This is a genomic window from Thioclava sp. DLFJ5-1 (assembly GCF_002020115.1).
Classification (GTDB): Bacteria; Pseudomonadota; Alphaproteobacteria; order Rhodobacterales; family Rhodobacteraceae; genus Thioclava; species Thioclava sediminum.
Genome location: NZ_MPZU01000005.1, coordinates 25,200 through 50,106, shown reverse-complemented (window position 1 = coordinate 50,106; position 24,907 = coordinate 25,200). Strand labels below are relative to the sequence as shown.

22 protein-coding genes are annotated in these 24,907 nt (G+C 64.7%); 18 read left to right on the top strand and 4 right to left on the bottom strand.

Annotation, left to right across the window (positions count from 1 at the left end):
- Window positions 1-105 precede the first annotated feature (105 nt).
- The gene (locus BMI86_RS15110) at window positions 106-1,500 is read right to left on the bottom strand and encodes a diguanylate cyclase (RefSeq protein ID WP_078542140.1); all 1,395 of its coding nucleotides are present in this window, start codon (window positions 1,498-1,500) and stop codon (window positions 106-108) included.
- Between the two features lie 141 nt (window positions 1,501-1,641).
- On the opposite strand from BMI86_RS15110, the gene BMI86_RS15105 reads away from it, so the two are divergent.
- The 8 genes from BMI86_RS15105 to dacB are packed head-to-tail and all read left to right on the top strand — an operon-like array spanning window position 1,642 to window position 8,477.
- Window positions 1,642-1,920, top strand: a complete 279-nt coding sequence (locus BMI86_RS15105; RefSeq protein ID WP_078542139.1) for a DUF3572 domain-containing protein — start codon at window positions 1,642-1,644, stop codon at window positions 1,918-1,920.
- A gap of 45 nt (window positions 1,921-1,965) precedes the next feature.
- Window positions 1,966-2,670: an HAD family hydrolase gene (locus BMI86_RS15100; RefSeq protein ID WP_078522608.1), complete on the top strand. Its 705-nt coding sequence runs from the start codon at window positions 1,966-1,968 to the stop codon at window positions 2,668-2,670.
- A gap of 51 nt (window positions 2,671-2,721) precedes the next feature.
- Entirely contained in the window at window positions 2,722-4,455 is a 1,734-nt protein-coding gene (locus tag BMI86_RS15095) for a DUF4153 domain-containing protein (protein WP_078522609.1), read from the top strand.
- 60 nt (window positions 4,456-4,515) lie between these two features.
- Complete coding sequence (locus tag BMI86_RS15090) at window positions 4,516-5,127, top strand: heme NO-binding domain-containing protein (protein WP_078522610.1); 612 nt, start codon at window positions 4,516-4,518, stop codon at window positions 5,125-5,127.
- Entirely contained in the window at window positions 5,127-5,657 is a 531-nt protein-coding gene (locus BMI86_RS21300; protein ID WP_168173871.1) for a hypothetical protein, read from the top strand. Before BMI86_RS15090 ends, BMI86_RS21300 begins: the two co-directional genes overlap by 1 nt.
- Window positions 5,587-6,330 carry a GGDEF domain-containing protein gene (locus BMI86_RS15085; RefSeq protein WP_078542138.1) on the top strand — a complete coding sequence of 248 codons (744 nt, stop codon included), beginning with the start codon at window positions 5,587-5,589 and terminating at the stop codon, window positions 6,328-6,330. The genes BMI86_RS21300 and BMI86_RS15085 overlap by 71 nt, the downstream gene beginning before the upstream one ends.
- Before the next feature lie 50 nt (window positions 6,331-6,380).
- Window positions 6,381-6,998, top strand: a complete 618-nt coding sequence (locus BMI86_RS15080) for a nicotinate-nucleotide adenylyltransferase (protein WP_078522612.1) — start codon at window positions 6,381-6,383, stop codon at window positions 6,996-6,998.
- A 51-nt stretch (window positions 6,999-7,049) separates the two neighbouring features.
- Entirely contained in the window at window positions 7,050-8,477 is a 1,428-nt protein-coding gene (dacB, locus tag BMI86_RS15075) for a D-alanyl-D-alanine carboxypeptidase/D-alanyl-D-alanine-endopeptidase (RefSeq protein WP_078542137.1), read from the top strand.
- Window positions 8,478-8,541: 64 nt separating this feature from the next.
- Here dacB and BMI86_RS15070 read toward each other — a convergent pair whose 3' ends face one another.
- Entirely contained in the window at window positions 8,542-8,964 is a 423-nt protein-coding gene (locus tag BMI86_RS15070) for a tellurite resistance TerB family protein (RefSeq protein WP_078542136.1), read from the bottom strand.
- A 105-nt stretch (window positions 8,965-9,069) separates the two neighbouring features.
- On the opposite strand from BMI86_RS15070, the gene BMI86_RS15065 reads away from it, so the two are divergent.
- A complete protein-coding gene (locus tag BMI86_RS15065; RefSeq protein ID WP_078542135.1) occupies window positions 9,070-10,716 on the top strand; it encodes a lysine--tRNA ligase in 1,647 nt (548 codons plus the stop codon).
- Here BMI86_RS15065 and BMI86_RS15060 read toward each other — a convergent pair.
- Window positions 10,713-11,567: a CHAD domain-containing protein gene (locus BMI86_RS15060; protein ID WP_078542134.1), complete on the bottom strand. Its 855-nt coding sequence runs from the start codon at window positions 11,565-11,567 to the stop codon at window positions 10,713-10,715. The two genes, BMI86_RS15065 and BMI86_RS15060, sit on opposite strands and share 4 nt — an antisense overlap.
- 253 nt (window positions 11,568-11,820) lie before the next feature.
- Between BMI86_RS15060 and BMI86_RS15055 the strand changes: the two genes are divergently transcribed.
- Complete coding sequence (locus tag BMI86_RS15055; protein WP_078542133.1) at window positions 11,821-14,112, top strand: glycosyl hydrolase family 28-related protein; 2,292 nt, start codon at window positions 11,821-11,823, stop codon at window positions 14,110-14,112.
- Between the two features lie 84 nt (window positions 14,113-14,196).
- Here BMI86_RS15055 and BMI86_RS15050 read toward each other — a convergent pair whose 3' ends face one another.
- Window positions 14,197-14,694, bottom strand: a complete 498-nt coding sequence (locus tag BMI86_RS15050; protein ID WP_078542132.1) for a pyridoxamine 5'-phosphate oxidase family protein — start codon at window positions 14,692-14,694, stop codon at window positions 14,197-14,199.
- 423 nt (window positions 14,695-15,117) lie between these two features.
- Between BMI86_RS15050 and acs the strand changes: the two genes are divergently transcribed.
- The 8 genes from acs to BMI86_RS15010 all read left to right on the top strand — a co-directional run bounded on the left by acs (window position 15,118) and on the right by BMI86_RS15010 (window position 24,818).
- The gene (acs, locus tag BMI86_RS15045) at window positions 15,118-17,085 is read left to right on the top strand and encodes an acetate--CoA ligase (RefSeq protein ID WP_078542131.1); all 1,968 of its coding nucleotides are present in this window, start codon (window positions 15,118-15,120) and stop codon (window positions 17,083-17,085) included.
- On the top strand, window positions 17,082-17,777 hold the full coding sequence (locus tag BMI86_RS15040) for an adenylate kinase (protein WP_078542130.1): 696 nt from the start codon (window positions 17,082-17,084) through the stop codon (window positions 17,775-17,777). The genes acs and BMI86_RS15040 overlap by 4 nt, the downstream gene beginning before the upstream one ends.
- A 63-nt stretch (window positions 17,778-17,840) precedes the next feature.
- The gene (locus BMI86_RS15035) at window positions 17,841-18,098 is read left to right on the top strand and encodes a DUF4212 domain-containing protein (protein WP_075774060.1); all 258 of its coding nucleotides are present in this window, start codon (window positions 17,841-17,843) and stop codon (window positions 18,096-18,098) included.
- Window positions 18,099-18,119: 21 nt separating this feature from the next.
- Window positions 18,120-19,859 (top strand): sodium:solute symporter family protein, encoded by a 1,740-nt coding sequence (locus BMI86_RS15030; RefSeq protein WP_078542129.1) that lies wholly within the window; start codon window positions 18,120-18,122, stop codon window positions 19,857-19,859.
- 93 nt (window positions 19,860-19,952) lie between these two features.
- A complete protein-coding gene (locus tag BMI86_RS15025) occupies window positions 19,953-21,782 on the top strand; it encodes a DUF294 nucleotidyltransferase-like domain-containing protein (RefSeq protein ID WP_078542128.1) in 1,830 nt (609 codons plus the stop codon).
- Between the two features lie 9 nt (window positions 21,783-21,791).
- Window positions 21,792-22,328, top strand: a complete 537-nt coding sequence (locus BMI86_RS15020) for a hypothetical protein (RefSeq protein ID WP_078522623.1) — start codon at window positions 21,792-21,794, stop codon at window positions 22,326-22,328.
- 4 nt (window positions 22,329-22,332) lie between these two features.
- Window positions 22,333-22,722, top strand: a complete 390-nt coding sequence (locus BMI86_RS15015; protein WP_078522624.1) for a response regulator — start codon at window positions 22,333-22,335, stop codon at window positions 22,720-22,722.
- The gene (locus BMI86_RS15010) at window positions 22,722-24,818 is read left to right on the top strand and encodes an exonuclease domain-containing protein (protein ID WP_078542127.1); all 2,097 of its coding nucleotides are present in this window, start codon (window positions 22,722-22,724) and stop codon (window positions 24,816-24,818) included. Before BMI86_RS15015 ends, BMI86_RS15010 begins: the two co-directional genes overlap by 1 nt.
- Window positions 24,819-24,907 lie beyond the last annotated feature (89 nt).

Genomic DNA, 24,907 nt, shown 5'->3' with positions numbered 1-24,907 from the left:
GGCGGGCGGGCGCCCCCAAGGGGGCGCGACCGTTTGCCGTTTGGAAATTCGCCAACCCTCAGTCTCATCACCTGCCCACGCGCGGCGTGCCCCTTCTATTTCGGGTCAGGCCGCGTTTGTGTGCTGGGCGAGGGAAACCTGGTTTCGACCACTTCCCTTGGCGCAAAGAAGCGCTGCATCGGCCTCGTCGATAAGGTGCTGCGGATCGTCATGGCGCGTGCCGCCGAAGGCGAGGCCAATCGAAATGGTGACCTGCGTCATTTGTCCGTCGGGCAGTGTGATCTTGCTCTGCGCGATTTCGTGCCGGAGCCGTTCTGAGATCCGGCAACCCTCGACCAGAGAGCTGTCGGGCAGCGCCACGAGAAACTCCTCGCCGCCGATGCGGCCGATCAGATCGACGTCGCGCAGGCTTTGGCGCAGATGGCGGGCGATACTCGCTAGCACCTCGTCACCCGCGCCGTGGCCATAGGTGTCGTTCACTGATTTGAACCGGTCGAGGTCGAGCAGCATCACCGCATAGCCGTGGCCCGTGCGGCGTGCGCGCTCGGACATGCGCGACAGATGCGCGTTCACGTAGCGACGATTGTGCAGCCCGGTCAGCGGATCGACCAGCGCAAGACGCAGACCTTCATCGACCGAGAGACGCAGTTGATCCGAGAGGCGCTTGCGGCGCAGCTGCGCGCCGATCCGAAGTGCGGCTTCCTTTGCCGCGAGCGGTGTGAACATCTCGGCGGGCAGCAGATCATCCGCGCCCAGATCGAGCGCGCTGGCTTGCGTCTCGCGCGCGTCGGGTGGGCTGGCGATCAGGATCGCCGCATGGCGCGTTTCGGGATGCGAGCGCAATTCCGACATCAGCCGTAGCCCATCGCCGCGCTGCGCGAGGTCTGCGCCGATCACGAATAGATCGGGGGTGCGACGGGTGGGATCGTCGCCGCAGGGCTGATCGTAACTGGTCAGCAAAATCCGATTTGTCGTCAGCAGGGGCGCGAGCGCGGATTTCCAGCGCAGCCCCTCGGACGGGTTGGGCGCGATCAGAGCGATCCGCGCGAGAGGGACGAAGTCGCTCGCCGCCTCTGCGAAGCCGAGTTCCCGGCAGGTCTGCTCGCGCAGCGCCGAATCCTTGTCGCCGACATGGGCGCGGATCAGGCTGCGCAGACGGGCGAGCAGCACCAGTTCGTCGAAGGGTTTGGCCAGCACCTCGTTCGCCCCGGCCTGCAGCAGCGTCACGCGCAGCTCCGGCGAGTCACGCCCCGTCATCGCGATGATCGGGATGCGCCGGGTCCGCGGGTTCGCCCGCAGCCGGGCGATGAGGCCTTCCCCGGTCATGTCGGGCAAGGTGACGTCGAGCAGGATCAGGCCGGGCCGTTGCGCCGCGGCGAGGGCGAGCGCCTCCGCCGCGCTTGCGGCTTGCAGCGTGTTGTAGCGCGCGCCGGTCAGCTTCGCCTTGAGCACAATGCGATTGGTCGCCACATCATCCACGATGAGGATCGATCCCGGCATATAACGCTACTCCTTCAACCTCCGGCGGTGCGGCTTGCATCGGGCGGTTCCCGACTGCGCCAGCGTCTCATCGCGCCTTTTCTTGACCTTAGCGGTCTATAGGTTAACAAAGCGTTTCCCCCCGTCAGAGAAGGACCCGTCATGCGGCAAGAAAACGCTCATACGCTCGCGTTGCAGACCCTCGGCTGGCTTGCCGGTCGCGAAGATCTGATCGGCGCTTTCCTCGCCAATTCCGGGGCGAGCGTGGACGATTTGCGGGCGCAGGCGAGCGATCCGGACTTCCTCGCAGGTGTTCTCGACCATGTCCTGCAGGACGATCAGGTGGTGCTGGATTGCGCGCAGGACCTTGGTGTGCAGCCCGAGGCGCTGATGCAGGCGCGCGCGGTTCTCGGGCGCGGCGATCTGCGCCACTGGACCTGACGCGCAGCTTTAGGCAATCTGCCCGCAAAGGGAGGCAGATCGCAGATGGCAGGCGGCAAGATACGGGCGGTGCTGTTCGACAAGGACGGTACGCTTTTCGACTTCGACGCGACATGGGGCGCGTGGGCGAAGCTGCAAATCGAGGCGTTGGCAAATGATCCCCAGCAGGCTGGTAGGCTTGCCGCGGCGATCGGATTCGACCTCGAGCGGGTAGAATTCGAGCCGCATTCGCCGGTGATCGCGGGCACGGTTCGGGAGGCGGCGGAATTGCTGTTGCCGCATCTTCCGGGACGGTCGCTCGATGATCTGGTGCTCGAACTGGAGCAGGCGGCGCATGACGTGCCTCTGGTGGAACCGGTGCCGCTTGCAGCGCTTCTGTCCGATCTGCGGGGACGCGGATTGCAGCTGGGCATTTGCACGAACGATGCCGAGTCCTCTGCGCGGGCGCATGCTGCGCAGGCGGGCATCACCGATCTTTTCGACCGGATTATCGGCTATGACAGCGGGCATGGGGCGAAACCCACGGCGCGCCCGCTGCTGGCCTTCGCGGATTCGCTGGGGCTGGACCCGGCCGAGGTCGTGATGGTCGGCGACAGCCAGCATGACCTGCACGCGGCGCGCGCGGCGGGCATGATTGCGATCGGCGTGTTGAGCGGGCCGGCAGAGCGGGCCGATCTGGCCCCGCTCGCTGATGCGGTGCTCGATCATATCGGGGGGCTTCCCGACTGGCTCGCTCAGCGCGCGGGCTAGCAAAGGCGCGTCAGACGCGCGGGAGCCTCGCGCAAGACAGGAGAGGGACGCATGCAACTACGTTTGCAACATATTCTGCTTGGGCTGTTGGCGGGCATGTTCTTCTGGGCGCTCGATAACCAGTTGCAGCAACGGCTTCCGATTGACGCGCACGGACAATTCGGCGTGTCGGTTCTGGGCACGGCGTTCTTCGCGACCGCGCTTGCGATGCTGGGTGAGATCGGCTGGCGCAGGGCATTCGGCGCGGCGGCGCTGATTGCGGTTCCGGTTGCGCTGCTCGGATGGTGGGCGTCGCTTGGCTATGCTGCGAGCGAGTCGCTGGCGGGATACATGCCTTACGAGCTGCTCGCGCTCTCGGTTCTGGCGATGCTGCCGATGCCCTTCGCGATGGCCGTGGCGCAGGGCGGGACGCGCGCCTGGAACGACTATCCGGCGCTGTTCCTGCATGCCTGGAATATCGTGGTGCGCTATGCGGCTGCGTTTATTTTCCTCGGGATGGTCTGGCTCGTGCTGTACCTTTCGGCGCGCCTGCTCGAGAGTGTGGACCTCGATTTCCTGCGCCAGCTTCTGCGGGAGAAGCTGTTCGCCTTTACAGTCTCGGGCGGCATTCTCGGGCTCGGGCTGGCAGTGGTGACCGAGCTGGAGGAGATGATCTCTCCGACCCTGATCCTGCGGCTTTTGAGGCTGTTGCTGCCGCCTGTGCTTCTGGTCGCGGTGATCTTCGTGGCCGGGTTCATTGCGCGCCGCGGGGAGGTCTCGCTGATCGGGTTCTCGCAGATCGAGACGCTGCTTGCGATGGCCGCGGCGGCGGTGACGCTGATCTCGATCGGCATTGAGCGCGACGATGAAAGTGCCGTCCGGGCGCGGGTCTTGCGGCTGTCGGCTCAAGGCTTGGCGCTGGTGCTGCCCGTGCTGGTCGGGGCGGCGGCCTGGACTGGATGGCAAAGCGTCACCGCGCAGGGCTGGACCCCGGGACGCGTGGCGCAGGCGGTGCTGATCGTGCTTCTGGCGGGGTATGCGCTGGGATATGCCGGGTCGGTGCTACTGGGGCGCGGCTGGATGGCGCGGCTGCGGCGGATCAATATCGCCATGGCGGGAGTCCTGCTTCTTGCCGCGCTGGCGTGGCTGACGCCGGTGCTGGATGCGAACGGGGTGGCTGCGCGCTCGCAACTGGCGCTGTATCGCGAGGGGCGCATCACGGCAGGCGCTTTGCCGCTCTACGCTTTGAAGAACCACTGGGGGCTTGCCGGGCAGGCGGCCTTTGCGGAGTTGGAGGCGCAAGCCGGTGATGACCGCGCGCTCGCAACGGCCTTGGCCCGTCTGAGCCCGTCTGCGGATGGGGCGGAGGGGGCCAGCGCCGCGCGCGCCCAACTGCGCCGGGATCTCGTGCTGCCGCCCGGTGCGAAAGCGCCCGAGGATGCGCTGCTCGATGCGATCCGCGCGCGCGCGCCGGAGGTTGCGGCGGGGCTTTGCGCCTCGGCCGAGGGGGCAGCGGCGAATTGCGCCTTGATCGAGGCTGATTTCCTTTCGGATGTGCCCGGTGACGAGGCGATGGTGCTCCTGCATCTGCCCGACCGCGATGCGATCTACGTGCTGCGGCAGTCGAACGGCGCGTGGGATTCGATCGGTTGGGGCAGCGTCGTCGATGCGCAGGGCGAGCCACGTTTCCGCGTCGATCTGGCCCCTGTCATCGCCGCGATCAAACGTGGTGAGGTGCAGCTGGCCCCGAGCGGGATCATGGCGCTTGAGGCCGGTGGGCTGCGTCTCTTGCCGCTGTCGCGCTGAGCCGGGCGAATTTGGAGCTTTGTTAACTTCTGACCGCTAGCGTGGCGGTCAGGAGGGCACATGCTCGGCTTGATCAACCGCTCTATCGAGACGTTTCTGACCGACACCCACGGGGCGGCGCTCTGCGCGCGTGTGCGGCGGCGCGCGGATTTGCCGGGCGAGAGCTATGAGCCTCTGCTGCAATATGACGATGCGCAGACCTTGCGGCTGATCGATGCCGCTTGTGACGAGTTGGGGCGGGCGCGATCCGAGTTTTTGGAAGACCTTGGGGCGCATCTGTGCAGCCGTGAAGCGGTGCGCCGCCTGTTGCGTTACGGTGGCTGCGATTATCGCGGTTTTCTGAACTCGCTCAACGAGTTGAACGATCGCGCGCGCATGGCGCTGCCCGATCTCAAGCTGCCGAACTTGCATCTGGTCGCAACCCAGCCGGGTCAGTTCCGTCTGCGTGTCGCCGCGGATCTGCCGGGCTGGGGGGCGGTGCTGGCGGGGATTCTGCGCGCGATGGCGGATGACTATGGCAGCCTCGCGCTGATCGAGGTGCCGCCGCGTTTCGCCGGGGGCGATCTGCGCGACCCCGACCCGATGGGGGAAACCGTGACGATCCAACTGCTCGACGCCACCCATGCCGAGGCGCGCCAATTTGCCCTCGCGCGCATGATTGGTGAGGTGTGATGAGCGTGCCGGGCGAGAACACTGTCACGAGACTGGCCGCCCAGCCTCCACCTGATCGGGGCGCGCAAGCCTATTGGCTGGCGCTGTTGACCGGGCTTTTGCCGATGTTTCTCTGGCTCGACGAGCAGGCCTGCATCCTCGGGGTCGGGCGCACGTTGCGCAAGGTTCTGGGGGTGCCGGAAGCCCAGATCGTCGGCGCGCCGTTCTCGCGGTTTTTCTCGGTCGCGCGGCGCGGCGGGGCGGTACGGATGTGCCCGAAAGAACTGCGCTCAAGTTGCGGTGCTGTTGATTGCGATCGCCAGATCGGGCGCTGCGGGCGCTCCCTCGGGGCCATGACGGCGGAGGAGATGCTGCATGTCACCCTTCGCATGCGCCCACAGGTAAGCCTGCGCGGCGCGCTGGTGAGCCACGCGGGTCCGCCAGTTCAGGGGGGGGGCGCTGACGCTGGCGGGGGGCGATATGCTCCTCAATTTCAGCTTCGGTATTCACCTGCGCGAACTTGTGGCGGAATTCGACCTGACCGAACATGACTTTTCCGCCGCCGATCTCGCGATGGAAATGCTGTATCTGCAGGAAGCGAAATCGCTCGTGCTGGAGGAGTTGCGGGCTCTGACCGGGCGGCTTGATCAGGCGCGCAAAGCGGCGGAAGAACAGGCGCTGAGCGATCCGCTGACGAAACTCGCCAACCGCCGGGCAATGGCACAGGCGCTCGCAAGGGCCGTCGATCATGCGACGAACGGCCTGGCGAATTTCGCTTTGCTGCAGGTCGACCTCGATCACTTCAAGACGATCAATGACACGCAAGGCCATGCGGCGGGGGATTTCGTGTTGCAACTGGTGGCCCGCAACCTGTGCGAAAGCGTGCGCGGAGGTGATCTGGTCGCGCGGATGGGTGGCGATGAGTTCCTCGTTCTCTTGCGCGGTAATCCGAGCCGCGCGGAGATTGGTGCGCTCGCGGCACGCATCATAGAACAGCTCGAAGCGCCGAAATGGTATCGGGGGCAGGAATGTCTGGTGTCCGGATCGCTCGGCGCTGTGTCGTCGCGCGACTACGAGAGCCTCGAGATCGAGGCGCTGCAGAATGATGTCGACCGGGCCACCTATGCCGCGAAGGCCGCAGGGCGCGGATGCCTTCGTTTCGGGTCCGGGCCTGTCGAAAACGTCGAGGATGGGCCGGCGACGTCACCCGGCGCTGCGCCTTAGGCGCACAAACGCTCTTTTCCTGACCGGTCGCCTTCGGGTAAGGGCAGCGCATGAGACAAGGATTTCCCTATGCCCGCGCCGGACAGCGCATCGGTCTTCTGGGCGGGTCGTTCGATCCGGCGCATGAAGGTCACGTCCTGATCACGCGTGAGGCGCTGCGCCGCTTCAATCTTGATCGGGTTTGGTGGATCGTGAGCCCCGGCAACCCGCTCAAGGCGCATGGGCCCGCGCCGCTCGATCAGCGGATCGCGAGTGCGCGGGCGAGCCTTGGGGGCGATCCGCGCGTCGTGGTGACCGACCTCGAAGCGCGGCTCGGCACCCGCTACACGGCCGACACGATAACGCGGCTGCGTGCGCTCTATCCCGGCGTGGATTTCGCGTGGCTGATGGGGGCCGATAACCTCGTGCAATTCGACCGCTGGGATCATTGGCGCACGATCATGGAGAGCGTGCCGGTCGGTGTGCTGGCGCGGCCGGGCTGGCGGATGCCGGGGCGCTGGGCACGCGCGGCGCGGATTTATGCGGGCGCCGAATTGCCCGCGGTCGCCTCGCAGCGCCTCCTCGACGGACCGGCGCCGCGCTGGTGCTTCGTCAACATTCCGATGTCGTCTCTTTCCTCCACGGAAATTCGCGAGAAAGGCGGCTGGCGGGCATCGACACCCGCTTGAAGACAGTGCGGGGCGCGCTACGCTCGGATTGACGCCGAGGGAGGAATCGCCATGCCGCTATCGATATCGCGCCGCTTCGCACTGCTGGGTGGCGCCGCGCTTTTCGCCACTCCGAAAACGGGCTTCGGCCAGACGGTCGCGGCAGCCGAATTGGTCCGGATGGCCGGGCTCAGCGGCGATGTGGGCTATGTCGTCGCGGACCTGAAGAGCGGCCAGATCCTCGAACAGCGCAATGCAGGCCAAGCGATGCCGCCCGCCTCCGCGCTCAAGTCGATCACCTCGCTCTATGCGATGGAGCAACTGGGCGGCGATTTCCGTTTTGGCACGCAGTTGATCGCGACCGGCCCGATCTCGGGCGGGCGCATTCAGGGCGATCTGATCCTCGCGGGTGGGGGCGATCCGACGCTAACGACCGACGATCTGAACGCGATGGCGAAGCAGCTGGCGGCGAAGGGAGTGCAGGGCATCACGGGGCGTTTCCTGACCTGGGCCGGGGCGCTGCCCTACAAGAACGAGATTGCAAATGATCAGCCGATCTTCGCGGGCTATAACCCGTCGATCTCGGGGCTGATGCTGAATTTCAATCGCGTGCATTTCCAATGGCGCCGTTCTGGTGGGGGCTGGGCGCTGAGCATGGATGCGCGCGGGCGCGACGTGCAGCCGCAGGCCTATACCGCGAAGGCGTCGATCGCGAAACGCTCCTCGCCCACTTTCACCTATTCCGATCGCGGCGGGGTCGAGCATTGGACGGTCGCCTCGGCGGCCTTGGGGCGTGGTGGGAGCCGGTGGTTGCCGGTGCGCCATCCAGCGGCCTATGCGGGCGACGTGTTTCAGACATTGGCCCGCGCGCAGGGCACACCGCTGCCCGCGCCGGAAGAGGTCCGCAACCTGCCCGGCGGTACGGTTCTGGTGAGCCATGGCAGCGATCCGCTTGTGCCGGTTCTGCGCGAGATGATGAAATATTCGACCAATATCACCGCGGAAGCGGTGGGCATGACGGTAAGCAAGCGGTTGGGTGCGGGGAGTTCGCTGAAGCAATCGGGGCAGACGATGACTCAGTGGCTGCAGCAGCGCACGGGCGCGCGCTCGGCCCGGTTTACCGACCATTCCGGGCTGCGGGCCGATGCCGAGCTTTCGCCGCAGGACATGGTGGCGGCGCTGCGCAATCTCGGTGCGCCGATGGGGCTGCGCAGTTTGATGAAGCCATTCAAGCTGCGCGATGCGACGGGCAAGAACATGCCAGCCCAGCCATTCCGAGTGGATGCGAAGACCGGGACGCTGAATTTCGTCTCGACTTTGGCGGGCTATATGACCGCGCCTGATGGCACCGAACTGGTCTTCGCGATCTTCACCGCCGATCTAAACCGGCGTCGTCGTGCGGGCTCGGCGCCGCGCCCGCCGGGGCAGGTCCAATGGGTGCGGGCGTCGAAAATCCTGCAGAGCCAGCTGTTGGAGCGTTGGGCCGGGATTTACGGCTGAGGGGTCGCTCCGCCTGGACGGCGGGGCGGTCGTCAGGTTTCCTCGCCGGGACTCTATCGTCCGATCAGAGCGTGGCGTGGCGCACCTTCGCACCCCATTCGATGGCGACGGCGTGTAGCCGGTCGATCGCCAACTCGCCGCGAATCTCTTCCAGGAGGCGCAGTTCGGTCTGGCGGATCGTGCCGTCGGCGGAGGCCACGTCGCAGGCCAGCGCATAGGCGGTTTCGAAAAGATGTTCGGGCAGCGAGTCGCGGATCAGGCCGAACAGCGCCTCGAGCCCGTCTTCCTCTTCGAACAGCGTGAAGACCGAGCGGGAGACCCGCGAGACGCGGTCGAAATCGTAGCCCGCGAAGATCGGCATGTGGTTCACTATCCGCTCGATTGCGACGAGTTCGGAGGTCGGCACGTCCTCATCGGCGGCGGAAATCGCGACCATCACGGCGACGAGCGCGTCTTGGGGCGAAAGCGAGGCGAGAACGTCGGGCACGTGGGAGCTCCTTGATAGTGTTCGAGTGCTAATTATTGACTGTCCCCCTCCGCTTCAATAGGTCAGGCGCGACTGGGCGCACGGGGCGCCTTCATGAGGTATGCAATGACGAGCTTGCGTGACGCTGCGATGAAATCCAAGGCCTGGCCCTTCGAGGAAGCCCGCCGGGTGCTCAAGCGTTACGAGAAACGGGACCCGGAAAAGGGTTACGTCCTGTTCGAGACGGGCTATGGGCCGTCGGGTCTGCCGCATATCGGCACGTTTGGCGAAGTTGCGCGCACCACGATGATCCGCCGCGCTTTCGAGGTGATCTCGGATATCCCGACGAAGCTTCTGTGCTTCTCGGACGATATGGACGGGATGCGGAAGGTGCCGAGCAACGTGCCCAATCAGGACATGCTGCGCCAGCATGAGCAGAAGCCGCTGACCTCGGTGCCCGATCCGTTCGGCGATTTCGACAGCTTCGGTAACCACAACAACGCGATGCTGCGCCGTTTCCTCGACACGTTCGGGTTCGAGTATGAATTCGCGAGCGCGACCGATTACTACAAGTCGGGTCGGTTCGACGAGATGCTGATCAAATCGGCTTACGAATACGATCAGATCATGGAAATCATGCTGAAGTCGCTGCGCGAAGAGCGTCAGCAGACCTATTCGTGCTTCCTGCCGATCCATCCCGAGACGGGCCGCGTGCTCTACGTTCCGATGAAGGAGGTCAATGCGCGCGACGGCACCGTGACCTTCGACGACGAGGATGGGCGCGAATGGACGCTGCCGGTCACCGGCGGCAATGTGAAGCTGCAGTGGAAACCCGATTTCGGGATGCGTTGGGCCGCGCTCGGCGTCGATTTCGAGATGTATGGCAAGGACCACTCGACCAACACGCCGATCTATGACGGCATCTGCCGCGTGCTGGGTGGGCGTGCGCCGGAGCACTTCACCTACGAGCTGTTCCTCGACGCGAATGGCGAGAAAATCTCGAAGTCGAAGGGCAACGGCCTGTCGATCGACGAATGGCTGACCTATGCGGCGACGGAATCCTTGAGCTACTTCATGTATCTCAAGCCGAAGACCGCGAAGCGGATGCATTTCGACGTGATCCCGAAGGCGGTGGACGAATATCACCAGCAGCTGCGCGCCTATCCCGATCAGCCGATCGAGCAGCAGGTGAACAACCCGGTCTGGCACATCCACGGCGGTAATCCGCCCGAGAGCCGGATGGTGGTGCCTTTCGCGATGCTGCTCAATCTTGCGAGCGTCGCGGGCGCGACCGAGAAGGAAGGGCTGTGGGGCTTCATCAAGCGCTACGCGCCCGAGGCGAGCCCGGAAGGCAATCCCGATCTGGATCAGGCGGCAGGCTTCGCGCTGAAGTATTTCGAGGATTTCGTGAAGCCCACGCTGGTCTTCCGCGCGCCCGACGCGTCCGAACGTGCCGCGCTGGTAGATCTGGCCAAGGCGCTGAAATCGGAAGAGGCGGCGCTCGATCAGATCGCGCGCAAGAATGCGGCGGCAGGCAACGAAGAGCCGCTGCCGGAGGCCGATTTCCATAGCGACGAGTTCCTGCAATCGGTCGTTTTCGCGGTCGGCAAGAACCACGAATTCGCCAACCTGCGCGACTGGTTCAAGGCGCTCTACGAGGTGCTTCTGGGCCAGAGCCAGGGGCCGCGTTTCGGCGGGTTCATCGCGCTTTACGGTGTCGATGAAACGGTCGCGCTGATCGAGCGGGCGCTTGCGGGCGGACTAGTCGACTAAGACTTCCAGAAATCGAACCAAGCCCCCCAGCGGTCGCAGAGCGGCTCGGGGGGCTCGGCGAATATCCTGGCGCCGAGGGTGAAGGCTTCGGCCTCCAGTCGGGCGGATTCAGTGCGGATCAGTGCAAGCAACGCCTCGGCCTTTTCGGGGGCGAGATACTCAGGCACCTTCGTCTCGAGCTCATGCAGATCGTGATGGTCGCCGATCAACTCCCCCAAAGTGTCGAGTGCGTCTTCGCGCGGATGCAGCATTTCTGGCCAGATCGGGGCGAGCAGCCGGGTGTGATACCAGTGCTGCTTCACCCGCGTCCGCCAATGGTGCAGGTCCAAGCCAGCCCTTGATTTCTGCGCGGTTTTCAGACGCTTGCGGCAATCTTTCAGCGTCTCGTACAATCCGGCCTCATAGGCGGGCCAGCCCTTTTCGGTGACGTCCCAATCCTTCGCGCGTTTGCGGATTTCCGTGACGCGTTTCGCGAATGTCGAGATGTCGCCTTCCTTCGGGGGCGGGGTCACGGGCAGCGCGTCGAGCATCGCGCGGGCGGCCGACGCACCGTCGAGATCGGGCCCTTCGCGCCCGAGTCGGATCAACGAGGCGCGCATCACCTCGTCGTCGCGCAGGCTGGAAATGCCCCGGGCGGCTTCGGCCAAAGCATCGTTCTCCTTGTGAAAATCGGAGAAATGCGGCGCGAAGAGTCGGATCAGGCCGCGGGTCTTCTTGATCGCTTTGCGAAGGGCGTGAACCGAAGGGTCGGGTTTGTCGGCCAGTTTAGCGGCTGTCCCAAGCTCGCTGCGCGCGATGCGGCGCAGGGCTTTCGTCGGGGTCTTGTCGTCGGGGGATATGGCGTAAACCATCTGCGGCTCCTCTTGGCTGCACACCCGATGTGGCGCGAGGATATGTCAGGCGCATGACGCTGTCACCTGCGAAGCGGGAGGCGCGCCGCGAGCGCAGACTATGACCGGAGGCTGCGAACGGCCCTCTCAGGTCTTCTTTAACCTTTCCTTCTAGCTCTGTTCGGGCCGAAGCGCGGGCGCTTTCGGTCGGTCCCGGCGCGCAATTGGCATGGCAAGGGGCGCGCGGGTGGGAACATGGACAAGAGGATTGCAGATGAACGTCGCGATTACCGAAGGGCTGGTGCTGACCCCGCCCGCATTCGCCGAAGGGCTGGATCAATGGTCGAGCGAGGATGGCACGCCGGGCTCCACGACCTATGAGAGCACGGGCAATGCCGTGCTGGTACCGGCGGATGCGGATTTCGGCGGCTGTCTGGAGATGCTGAAGACGCAGACGGTGCAGAAGCTGCGCTACATGGGCGACACGCCGATCCTGCCGGGCACCTATCTGCGCATCCGGGCGCGGGTGAAGGCGGTCAGCGGCAACCTGCCGGAGGTCCGCGTCGCGGGCTATGCGGCGACGGGATCGGGTGCCCATGTGAGCGGCGTGGTCGAGGTCGGCCCGACGGTCGCGCTGCAAAGCTATGGCGCGGTGGTCGAGGTGTCTGCGATCGTCGGGACCGGCTCGCGCGACGGTGTCGATATGCCGTGGGGGCTGGATGCGGTCTACGGGCATTTCGGGCTGGACCTGACCGGCGCGAATGGCGGCGTGGTGCGCATCGACGATATCGAGGTCGAGGATGTGACCGAGGCTTTCCTGCGCGACCTGATGGGCTGGGTCGATGTGCGCGACTACGGCGCGGTGGGCGACGGGACGACTGACAATGTCGCGGCGTTCAACGCGGCCGATCAGGCGGCGAACGGGCGCAAGGTTCTCGTCTCGGAGGGGGTGTATTACCTGGGCCGCACGATTTCGATCTCGTCGCCGGTCGAGTTCGTGGGCACGCTGGTGATGCCAACTGCGGCGAAACTGGCGCTGATGTCGTCCTTCGACTTTCCGACCTATGCGGCGGCGTTCGGCGATGAGCTGGCGGGCTTCAAGAAGGCGCTGCAGGCGCTGTTCGGCTATACCGATCACAACGTGCTGGACCTGAAAGGCCGCCGCGTCGAGGTGACCGAACCGATCCGTATCGAGGAGATCGCGCCGGACCTTACGAGCTTTTCCAACCGCCGGGTTCTGCAGAACGGGCAGATCAACGTGATCGCTGGCTCTGCCTGGGACGATGAGGTGGTGACGTCGCAGGCGACCTATTCGGTGAGCCAGTCGATGCAGCTGACCTCGGTCGCCAATATCGCCAACATCCCCGTTGGCGCGCGGATCACCGGCACCGGGGTCGGGCGCGAGGTCTATGTGAAGTCGAAGAATGTCGGCGCGCAGACACTGTATCTTTCGCAGCCGCTTTACGGTGGATCGGGTACGCGCACCTACACGTTTACGCGCCACCAGTATGTGCTGGATTTTTCCGGGATGGAGAAGCTCGACCGGTTCAATATCGCCAATGTGGAATTCCTCTGCAACGGCGCGGCGAGCTGCATCATGCTGGCGCCGGATGGGCAGATGTTCCAGATCCGCGACAGCTATGTGGTGCGGCCCAAGGATCGCGCGATCACCTCGATCGGGCGGGGGTGTCAGGATCTGCTGATCGATGGCTGTCAGTTCCTGTCCGACGAGATGCTGGTGCCCGCGCAGGACCGCAAGTCGATGGTGCTCAACGTCAATGCCAATGACAGCAAGATCCGCGACTCGCGCTTCGTGCGCTTCGGGACGAGTTTCGTGTTGAATGGCTCGGGGCACCTGATCGTCGGCAATCACTGGTTTCAGGGCGACGAGGAAAGCAATGGCGTGCGCGTGGCGGGGCTGGTCTTCACCCAGACCAATGTCCAGTCGGCGGTGACCGGCAATTACATCGACAACTCGGTGATCGAGTGGACCAACGAGCATGACGCCGAGCCGGATTTCGCGAGTGAATACAGCTTTGGCGGGCTGACGGTGACGGGCAATACCTGCGTGTGCATCAACGTCGCGCCGTGGTTCACGTGGCTCTCGATCAAGCCCTATGGGCCGGGGCATTTCATCCAAGGGCTGAGCGTGACGAACAACGTGTTCAAGTCGCTCAACGGCAGTGTCGACCGGATCGAGAAGATCGACACGAGCTTCGCGGATATTGACCGCTCGCGGGTGCGCAACGTGGTCTTCGAGGCGAATATGTTCAACGCGATCAACGACATCTCGCAGAACCCGGTGATGGTCGAGGTGAACCAGTCCACGGCGCAATCGGTCTGGACGGTGGATGCGAGCGAGTATCTGCCCTTCGGGGGCTGGGCGCGTAATGTGCAGAGTCTGATCGCCGAGGGCATGGTGCGCGACGGCGCGGGGGCGCGGATCGAGGCGATGCCCTATGTCGCGGTGGAGCAGGGCGCGGCCAAGAACCAGATCACGGTGAATTGGCCGGAGGCGGCGAAGGGCCGGCTGCAGGTCACGCTCCGGATGGATAACCCGATCTGACGGGATGCAAAGGCGGGGCCGATCCGGGCCGGGGCGGGCGGATCGGCAAGGCGGCGCGTGGGGCGAAAGTCCTGCGCGCTGTTTTTATGTCAGGTCCGCGGGCGTCAGTCGAAAGGCGCGCCCGAAGCCGCCATTGAGGCTGGCCGAGATCGGGCGGAGATCGAAGAAGAAGAAATCGGGCAGGTCGATATAGAGCTTCGATTTCGGATGATCGGAGAGCCAGCGGTCGCGCATCGCCGGGAAGGCGGGATCGTCGCGGTGGATGGCATGCGCCTCGACCTGCAGCGAGAGGCGGGGATGGGTGAGCGGGTCGCCTTTCGCGCCGGGCTCGCCAAGCAGCAACCCGGCCCGGCGGTCCCGGAGCAGGGCTGTCGTATGCGCCGCGAGGCTGGAAACGAAGGTTAACAGCTCTCCCTTAGGGCCGGGGCCGAGGGCGACGCGGGTTACGGCCGGCGCGCCCGTATCCGGGTCGAGCGTGCCAAGCGCGCCGAACCGGGCTTCGCGGATCAGGGTTTGCGCCAAGGCGCGGGCCTCGGCATCCGTGGGACGGATCGGGTTGGTCGGCGGGGTCGGCTGTGGCATGGGAGGCTCCTTCAAGGCGGCGCGATGGTAGGGCGCGGGCCTGCGGGCGACAATCGTCGAAGTTATCCACAGTATGCCGTAACGGAAGGTCGCGCGCCGAATCATTCTGAGCGTCCGATTCGTCTCGTCGCAGCCGCGGCATGATTTTAACCGTGCGGTCGATTTTCAAATTCAGTCGGGTCCGAGCGGAAACGCTACAGGCAAGCACTTGAATTGGCTTGCCTATTTTCTGCCTCATTTCCGTGCATTTACAGCGTTAGCGCAACCGGTGTCAAAAAATTTACAGAAATATGTAGCGTATAAAGGGGGTTACATGAATCTTAACCTTTGAGTTACAGTGGCGCGGGGTAGAGGGCCTGCACTATCACGCGGGCGACATGCGGACACGCCGTGCCGCAATGCGAAATTGCTGGGAGGAAGCTCATGACTGCGCAAGACAAGGTGACTCAGGTTCCAGAGGTCAAAGAGGTCCCGCCGGGCTTCGAGAACGCCCATGCCGACGCCGCGAAATATCGCGAGATGTATCAGGAATCGATCACCGATCCGGAGAAGTTCTGGGGCCGCGAGGGCAAGCGCCTCGACTGGATCACGCCGTATACCAAGGTGAAGAACACCGATTTCACTTTCGGCCATGTCGATATCAAATGGTTCGAGGACGGCGTGCTGAACGCCAGCGTGAACTGTATCGACCGTCACCTCGCCACGCGCGGCGACCAGACCGCGATCATCTTCGAGCCCGACGATCCGGAAACCCCGGCGCAGCACATCACCTATAAGGAGCTGTCCGAGAAGGTGAACCGCTTCGCCAACGTGCTTTCGAGCCAGGGCGTGATGCGCGGCGACCGCGTCGTGATCTATCTGCCGATGATCCCGGAGGCGGCTTACGCGATGCTCGCCTGTGGGCGCATCGGCGCGATCCACTCGATCGTCTTCGCGGGCTTCTCGCCCGACGCGCTGGCCAACCGTGTCAACGACTCGGGCGCCAAGGTCGTCATCACCGCCGACACCGCCCCGCGCGGTGGCCGTCGCACGCCGCTCAAGGCGAATGCCGACGCGGCGCTGCTGCACTGCTCGGACAAGGTGCGCTGCCTCGTCGTGAAGCATACCGGCGACCAGACCTCGTGGATCGACGGTCGCGATGTCGACGTGAAGGCGATGATGGAGAACGTCTCGCCCGAATGTCCGCCGCGTCCGATGAATGCGGAAGATCCGCTGTTCATCCTTTACACCTCGGGCTCGACCGGCAAGCCGAAGGGCGTCGTGCATACCACCGGCGGCTATCTCGTCTACGCCGCGATGACGATGCAATACACGTTCGACTACCATGATGGCGACGTGTTCTGGTGCACCGCCGATGTGGGCTGGGTCACCGGCCACAGCTACATCGTCTACGGGCCGCTCGCGAATGGCGCGACCACGATCATGTTCGAAGGCGTGCCGACCTATCCGGATGCGGGCCGCTTCTGGGCCGTGTGCGAAAAGCACAAGGTCAACCAGTTCTACACCGCGCCCACCGCGATCCGCTCGCTGATGGGCCAAGGGCCGGAATGGGTTGAGAAATACGATCTGTCCGATCTCAAGGTGCTGGGTTCGGTCGGTGAGCCGATCAACCCCGAAGCCTGGGCCTGGTACGACAAATACGTCGGAAAGGGCAAATGCCCGATCGTCGACACGTTCTGGCAGACCGAGACCGGCGGCCACATGCTGACCCCGCTTCCGGGGGCGACACCCACGAAGCCCGGCTCGGCAACCCGTCCGTTCTTCGGCGTGAAGCCGGTCGTCCTCGATCCGCAGACCGCGGTGAAGCAGGACGAGACCGAGACCGAAGGCGTGCTCTGCATCTCGGACAGCTGGCCGGGCCAGATGCGCACCATCTGGGGCGATCACGAGCGTTTCCAGGAGACCTATTTCAGCCAGTACAAGGGCTATTACTTCACCGGTGACGGCTGCCGCCGCGACAGCGATGGCTACTACTGGATCACCGGCCGTGTCGATGACGTGATCAACGTCTCGGGCCACCGCATGGGCACGGCGGAAGTCGAGTCCGCGCTGGTCGCGCATCAGGCCGTGGCCGAGGCCGCCGTGGTCGGCTACCCGCACGAGCTGAAGGGTCAGGGCATCTACGCCTATGTCACGCTGATGAACGATGTCGAACCGTCCGACGAGCTGCGCAAGGAGCTCGAGAAGTGGGTCCGCACCGAGATCGGTCCGATCGCGAAACCCGATGTCATCCAATGGGCGCCCGGCCTGCCGAAGACCCGTTCGGGCAAGATCATGCGCCGCATCCTGCGCAAGATCGCCGAGAACGATTTCGGGTCGCTCGGGGACACCTCGACGCTGGCCGATCCTTCGGTCGTCGATGAACTGATCGAAAATCGCGGGAACAAATGATGTCGGACAGCACGACCATGACGCAGACGAAGCCTGCCGTTCTGATCCTTCTCGGCCCTCCGGGCGCGGGCAAGGGCACGCAGGCGCGGATGCTCGAAGAGACGTTCGGCCTCGTGCAGCTCTCGACGGGCGATCTTCTGCGGGCCGCGGTGTCTCAGGGCACCGAGGCCGGTCTCGCCGCGAAAGCGGTGATGGAGGAGGGCGGTCTCGTCTCGGACGAGATCGTTCTGGCGATCCTGCAGGATCGCATGGCTGAACCGGATGTTGCGAAAGGGGTGATCCTCGACGGGTTCCCGCGCACCGCCGGTCAGGCAGCGGCGCTCGACAGGCTTCTGGAGGAGAGTGGCCAGTCGGTGACCGCAGCGATCAGCCTGGAGGTCGACGACGAGGCGATGATCGCCCGCGTCGCCGGCCGCTACACCTGCGCCAAATGCGGCGAAGGCTATCATGACGAGTTCAAGCAGCCCGAAGTTGCGGGTGTTTGCGACAAATGCGGCGGCACGGAATTCAAACGCCGGGCCGACGACAATGCCGAGACGGCGCGCGCGAGGCTGGAGGCCTACCACGCGCAAACGGCACCGCTGATCGCCCATTACAAGGCGCTCGGTGTTCTCGAGGAGATCGAGGCGATGGGCTCCATCGACGAGATCGCCTCGGGCCTTGGGTCGATCGTAAAGCGCGTCTCGGCCTGATTTTTGGGGAGGGGCGGGCCCATGAGGGGCCCGTCTGGAGAGAAACTAAAGGGAGTTAGTCTCATGGCGGACAAATCCTCGTCCAACGCCTATTGGAAGGCGAATATCCGGACCATCCAGATTTCTCTGGTGATCTGGTTCATCGTGTCCTTCGGCTTCGGCATCCTGCTGCGCCCGATGCTGGCAGGCATCAAAATTGGTGGCACTGATCTTGGCTTCTGGTTCGCCCAGCAAGGTTCGATCCTCGTGTTCCTGGTGCTCATCTTCACCTATGCGTGGCGGATGAACAAACTGGACCGCGAGCACGGCGTCGAAGAATAATCTCAGGGAGGAGAGAGGGACATGGATCAGTTTACCCTCAACCTGCTGGTGGTCGGCGCGACTTTCGTGCTCTACATCGGCATCGCGATCTGGGCCCGTGCGGGTTCCACGTCGGAATTCTACGCCGCGGGTCGCGGCGTTCACCCGGTCGTCAACGGTATGGCTACGGGCGCTGACTGGATGTCGGCCGCGTCGTTCATCTCGATGGCTGGCCTCATCGCCTTTGGTGGCTACGACACCTCGACCTATCTGATGGGTTGGACCGGTGGCTACGTGCTTCTGGCCATGCTGCTTGCGCCCTATCTGCGCAAGTTCGGCAAGTTCACCGTGCCGGAATTCATCGGCGACCGTTTCTATTCGCAAACCGCGCGCACCGTGGCCGTTATCTGCCTCATCGTTGCGTCGATCACCTACGTTATCGGTCAGATGACCGGCGTGGGCGTCGCGTTCTCGCGCTTCCTCGAAGTGGACAACACCACCGGCCTGTTCATCGGCGCGGCGATCGTGTTCCTCTACGCGGTTCTCGGCGGCATGAAGGGCATCACCTACACGCAGGTGGCTCAGTACGTCGTGCTGATCATCGCCTACACCATCCCGGCGATCTTCATCTCGCTGCAGCTGACCGGCAACCCGATCCCGGGTCTTGGCCTGTTCTCGAACGACGTCAACACCGGCGCGCCGATCCTGTCGACGCTTAACGACACCGTCGAGGCTCTGGGCTTCGCGTCCTACACCGGCCAGCATGACACCACGCTGAACATGTTCCTGTTCACCATGACGCTGATGATCGGTACCGCCGGTCTGCCCCACGTCATCGTGCGCTTCTTCACCGTTCCGAAGGTCGCCGACGCGCGTTCCTCGGCGGGTTGGGCGCTGGTGTTCATCGCGCTTCTCTACCTGACCGCTCCGGCTGTGGGTGCAATGGCGCGTCTGAACCTCGTTTCGACCTTCTACCCGAATGGCGTGACCGAGCCGGCCGTGGAAATGACCGCGATCGAGAACGACCAGAACCTCGCTTGGGTGCGTAACTGGGCCCAGACCGGTCTTCTGTCCTTCGACGACAAGAACGGCGACGGCCGCATCGAGTACAATGCGAGCGACGCAAACGAACTGACCGTGAACCGCGACATCATCACGCTCGCCAACCCCGAGATCGCCAACCTGCCGGGTTGGGTGATCGCGCTGGTGGCGGCCGGTGGTCTGGCTGCGGCTCTGTCGACGGCGGCTGGTCTTCTGATGGCGATCTCGTCGGCGGTCTCGCACGACCTGATCAAGTCGCAGATCAATCCGGGCATCTCGGAAAAAGGCGAGCTTCTGGCCGCCCGTATCTCGATGGCCGTGGCGATCGTCGTGGCGACCTATCTGGGTCTGAACCCGCCCGGCTTCGCGGCACAGACGGTGGCTCTGGCCTTCGGTCTGGCAGCGTCGTCGATCTTCCCGGCACTGATGATGGGCATCTTCACGAAGCGCATCAACAACACCGGTGCTGTTGCAGGTATGCTCACGGGTCTCGCGACCACGCTGATCTACATCTTCCTGCACAAGGGCTGGTTCTTCATCCCGGACACCAACACGTTCACGGATGCGAACCCGATGATCCTCTCGATCAAGTCGACCTCCTTCGGGGTTATCGGCGCGGTCCTGAACTTCATCGTGGCCTATGTCGTGTCGAACGCGACCAAGGAGACCCCGGAAGATATCCAGGAGCTCGTCGAGTCGATCCGCGTGCCGAAAGGCGCCGGTGCGGCAGTCGACCACTAAGACAGGGAAGAGGGACGGGGGTAACCTCGTCCCGACCTCTGAAGCTTCGGCAGGCGCCCCTCGGGGCGCCGCCACCACCCAAAGGACAAGATCATGGCCGCCGATCTGACCCCGATCCTCGCATTTCTCGAAGGCGTCCACCCTTACGACAATCTGTCGCGCAACGAGCTGGAGCATGTCGCCAGTTCCTTCCGCCGCAGAGAATTGCCCGCGGGCGAGACCGTCTATTCCTACCGCGAGCCGCTCAAGGGCATCTACCTGATCAAGCGCGGAGCGGTCGAAGTCACCGATCAGAACGGGGCGCTGGTCTCGATCCTCGGCGCACGCAACACCTTTGGCGAGCGCGGGCTGATGCGCGACGGTCTGGCCGCGACCACCGCGCGCACCACCGCCGAGACCGTTTTGCTGGAACTGCCGGTCGAAGAGTTCCGCGAGCTGTCGCAAAACGCCCCCGCCTTCGCGCGCTTCTTCAACCGCGTGCGCGGCGGCGAGACCCGCACCAATTCCATCGCCACGATGAAGATCGCCGATCTTCTGGCACAGGAGCCGATGGGCTGCGCGCCCGAGACCACCGTCACCGAAGCCGCGCGGCAGATGCGCGATGCGCATATCTCCTCGCTCGGCGTGACCGATCCCGAGGGGGGGCTGGTGGGCATCGTCACGGTCCGCGATCTGTCGAACAAGGTTTTGGCCGAAGGCCGTGCGCCCGATACGCCCGTGGGCGAGGTGATGACCCCCGATCCGGTGACGCTGACCCCCGAGGGGCTGGGCACCGACCTTTTGCATGTCATGCTGGAAAAGCGCGTCGGCCACCTGCCGATCACCGATCGCGGGCGCTTCGTGGGCATGATCACCCAAACCGATCTGACCCGCTTTCAGGCCGTCAGCTCGGCCGTGCTGATCCGCGATGTGGCGGGCGCCGAGACCGTGCCGGAAATGGCTACCGTCACCGCGCGTATCCCGCAGCTTCTGGTGCAGCTCGTGGGCGGGCATCACGCGCATGAGGTCATTACCCGGCTGATCACCGATATCGCCGATGCGGTCACGCGCCGCCTGCTGAAGATGGCCGAGGAGGCGCTGGGGCCGCCGCCGGTGCCCTATCTGTGGCTGGCCTGCGGCTCGCAGGGGCGTCAGGAGCAGACCGGGGTGTCCGATCAGGACAATTGCCTGATCCTCGACGACGCCGTGACCGAAGCGGATATGGAATATTTCCGCCAGCTCGCGAAAATCGTCTCGGACGGGCTGGATGCCTGCGGCTACGTCTATTGCCCCGGCGACATGATGGCGACGAACCCGCGTTGGTGTCAGCCGGTCCGCGTCTGGCGCGACTATTTCCGCGGCTGGATCGCCAAGCCCAACCCCGAGGCGCAGATGCTCGCCTCGGTGATGTTCGATCTGCGCGCGATCGGCGGCAACGGGGCGGGGCTGTTCCAGCAGTTGCAGGAAGAGACCCTGGCGAAGGCGTCGAAGAACTCGATCTTCGTGGCCCATATGATCGCCAACAGCCTCAAGCATCACCCGCCGCTCGGCCTGATCCGGGGCTTCGCCACGATCCGCTCGGGCGAGCATCGCAACCATATCGACATGAAGCATAACGGCGTGGTCCCGGTGACCGATCTGGCGCGCATCTACGCGCTGCAGGGCCGCCTTCCGGAGGTGAACACCCGCGCCCGTCTGATCGAGGCCGAACATGCCGGCGTGCTGAGCCATTCCGGCGCGCGTGATCTGGTCGAGGCCTATGATCTGATCGCGTCGATGCGGCTGGAGAACCAGGCGCATCTCGCGCGCTCGGGGCGCAAGCCCGACAATTATCTTGCACCCTCGGACCTGTCCGATTTCGAACGCTCGCATCTGCGCGACGCCTTCGTGGTGGTGCGCACCATGCAATCGGCCGCCGGTCACGGCAAAGGCGCGATGAGCTGAGGAGAGCTTATGACGAACGACTTCATCTCGACCCTTGCTGCGGGCCTGCTGGCCGCCCTCGTGGTCTTCCTGCTCTCGCATCTGAGCAAGAGGTTCCGCGGCGAGAAGCTGCCGAAATGGGCGATGCCCGCAGCCATCGGGGCGGCGCTGATCGGCTATACGGTCTGGAGCGAGTATTCGTGGTTTCCCAATATGCGCTCCGAGATGCCCGATACGGTCGTCGTGCTGCAGCCGATCGACGAAAGCGTGCCGTGGCGGCCTTGGACCTATCTTGTGCCGATGGTCACGCGTTTCATGGCGGTCGATGCGGGCAAGGTGGAGCATCCCGTCGCGGGCAAGCCGGAGCTGGCCGAGACGGATCTGCTGCTGATCGGACGCTGGCAGAATTTGCAGACGGTGCCGACGGTCTATGACTGCAAGACCGACAGCCGCGCCGATCTGGTGAACGGGGCCACGCTGACGAAAGACGGAGAGCTTTCGGGCGGCGGCTGGCTGAAACTCACGCCCGACGACCCGGGGCTGAAAGCGGTATGCGCAGGAGGATGAGACCATGCCGGGGGGGAGGAAACATCGCGTCCTGATCGTGGAGGATGAGGACAATATCGCCATCGCGCTCGACTATCTGATGAGCCGCGAGGGGTTCGAGCATGACCGGATCGATACCGGGCGCGGCGCGCTGGAGAAAATCCGCGAGACCCGCCCCGATCTGGTGCTCCTCGACGTGATGCTGCCCGAGGTCTCGGGCTACGAGATCTGCGAGGGCGTGCGCGCCGACAAGGGCCTCGGCGATGTGAAGATCCTGATGATGACCGCGCGCGGTTCCGCGATGGAGCGCCGCAAGGGCCTCGCGCTCGGTGCAGACGGTTTCATCGCCAAACCCTTCGAGCTGCGCGAGTTGCGCGAGGAGGTCCACCGTATCCTCGACGGGGAGACGGCCTGATGGATCTCACCCGGCTTTCCCTGCGCACCCGGGTGTTTCTGTTCTTCGCCGCCTTGGCGCTCGGCAATCTGGTGGCGCTGGTGGCGGGATTGTGGTTCGGCTTCACCCGGCTTGGCGACCCTGAGCTTCTGAATGCGATGGTGATCGGCGGCGCGGTTGCGGGCTTCGTGATCCTCGGGCTGATCGCCTGGATCTGGTTTCTGTTCGACGAGAACGTGGCCAAGCCGATCGAGCGGCTCTCGGGGATGCTGCGCGCCCGCACCACGGCCGAAATCGAGGGCGAGATGGATGCCGATATCGCGCGTTATCTGGGCGATCTGGCCCCCGCCGCGGCCTCGGTCACGCGTCACTTGTCGGAAACCCGTAACGCCCTGACCGAAGCCGTGCAGCGCGAGACGACGCGGCTCGCGCAGGAGAAGGAGCGGCTCGAGGCGCTCTTGTCGGATGTGCCGGTGGGCGTGCTGCTCTGCACCGCCGATCATCAGCTGGCCTTCTATAATGGGCAGGCGGTGGAGTTGTTGGGCTCTGCCCATGCGCCGGGGCTGGATCGGCGCGTCTTCGACTATCTCAATCAGCCGCCGATTGCCCATGCCTATGAGCGTCTTCTGGCCACCGAAGACCCGGATGCGGCCTCGGATCTGCTCTGTTCGACCAAGGCGGAGGGCCGGGTGCTCGCCGCCCGGATGCGGCTGTTGTCGGAGGGAGAGGATCACTATCTGAGCGCGCGCCCGGGCTATGTGCTGACGCTGCGCGATGTCTCGGGCGACATGGCCTCTCATGCGCAGCGCGAGCAGTTGATGGACGAGCTTTTCGACCGCATCCGCCGCCCTGCCGCAGCCCTGCAATCGCTGATCGGGGTGCTGACCGCCGATGACGGCCCTGCGCCGGGCCCCGCGCGCGACCGGGTTCGCGAGGCCGCCAATTCCGAGGCGCATCACCTCTCCGCCGCGATCCACGAATTCTTCGAGCGCCACGAGGCGAACCGCGCCGATTGGTGGCCGCTGGCGATGATCCGCGCCTCCGATCTGGGGCAGGCGGTGGCCGCGCGGGTGACCGCCGAGGGCGGGGCGATCCTGCCGGTCACGGCGGGGCTGATGCTACGCTGCGAGGGCTTCGAGATGGTGGCCCTGCTGGCGGGGCTGGTGCGCCGCCTGACCGACCGGCGCGATTTCCGGCTGGAGATCACCGAGGACGGCCCCGGCGCGCTGATCGCGCTGGAATGGGAAGGCGCGCCGGTCCCGATCTCCGAGCTGGAGCGCTGGCTCGATCAGCCGCTCGATGTCGGGCTGGAGGATGTCACCGGGCATCGCGTGCTGACCACCCATGCCGCCGAAATCTGGCCCGAGAAGCTGGGCGACACGCGGGCGCGGCTATGTATCCCGCTGCGCGAGGCGCGCCATGTCACCAAGCGCCCGAAGCCGGTGCCGCGTGCGGTGGTCTATGATTTCGACCTGCTCTCGCGCGAGCGCGTCGCCGAGATCGCCGATACGCCGCTGACCGATCTGACCTATGTCGTCTTTGACACCGAGACCACGGGCCTGCTGCCCACCGAGGGCGACGAGATCGTGCAGATCGCCGCCGTGCGCATCGTCAACGGTCGACGGATCGATACCGAGGTCTTTGATACGCTCGTCGATCCGAAACGCCCGATCCCGCCCGGCTCGACCGAGGTGCATGGCATCTCGAACGCGATGGTCGAAGGCGCGCCGGACATTGCGAAGGTCGGGCGCGATTTCCACCGCTTCGCCGAGGGCGCGGTGCTGATCGCGCATAACGCGCCCTTCGACATGGAATTCCTGCATCGCAAGGAGGTGGCGATCGGCGAACGGTTCGACCATCCGATCCTCGACACGGTGCTGCTGTCGGCGGTGGTGTTCGGGCAATCCGAGAGCCACACGCTCGACGCGCTAACCCATCGCCTCGGCATCACCATCCCCGAGGAGGCGCGTCACACCGCGATCGGCGACACGGTCGCGACGGCGGATGCCTTCCTGAAGATGCTCCCGGCGCTGCAGGCGCGGGGCTTGCGGACCTTCGGCGAATTGGTGGCCGAGCTTCGTAAGCACGGGCGACTGATCAAGGATCTGAACGGGTAGGGGGCGCTGCCCCCCCCCGTCGCCGTAGGGCGACAAGACTTAAGGGAGAGGGGGCTCTGCCCCCATCTCCTCCGGAGATTCCCCCGGGA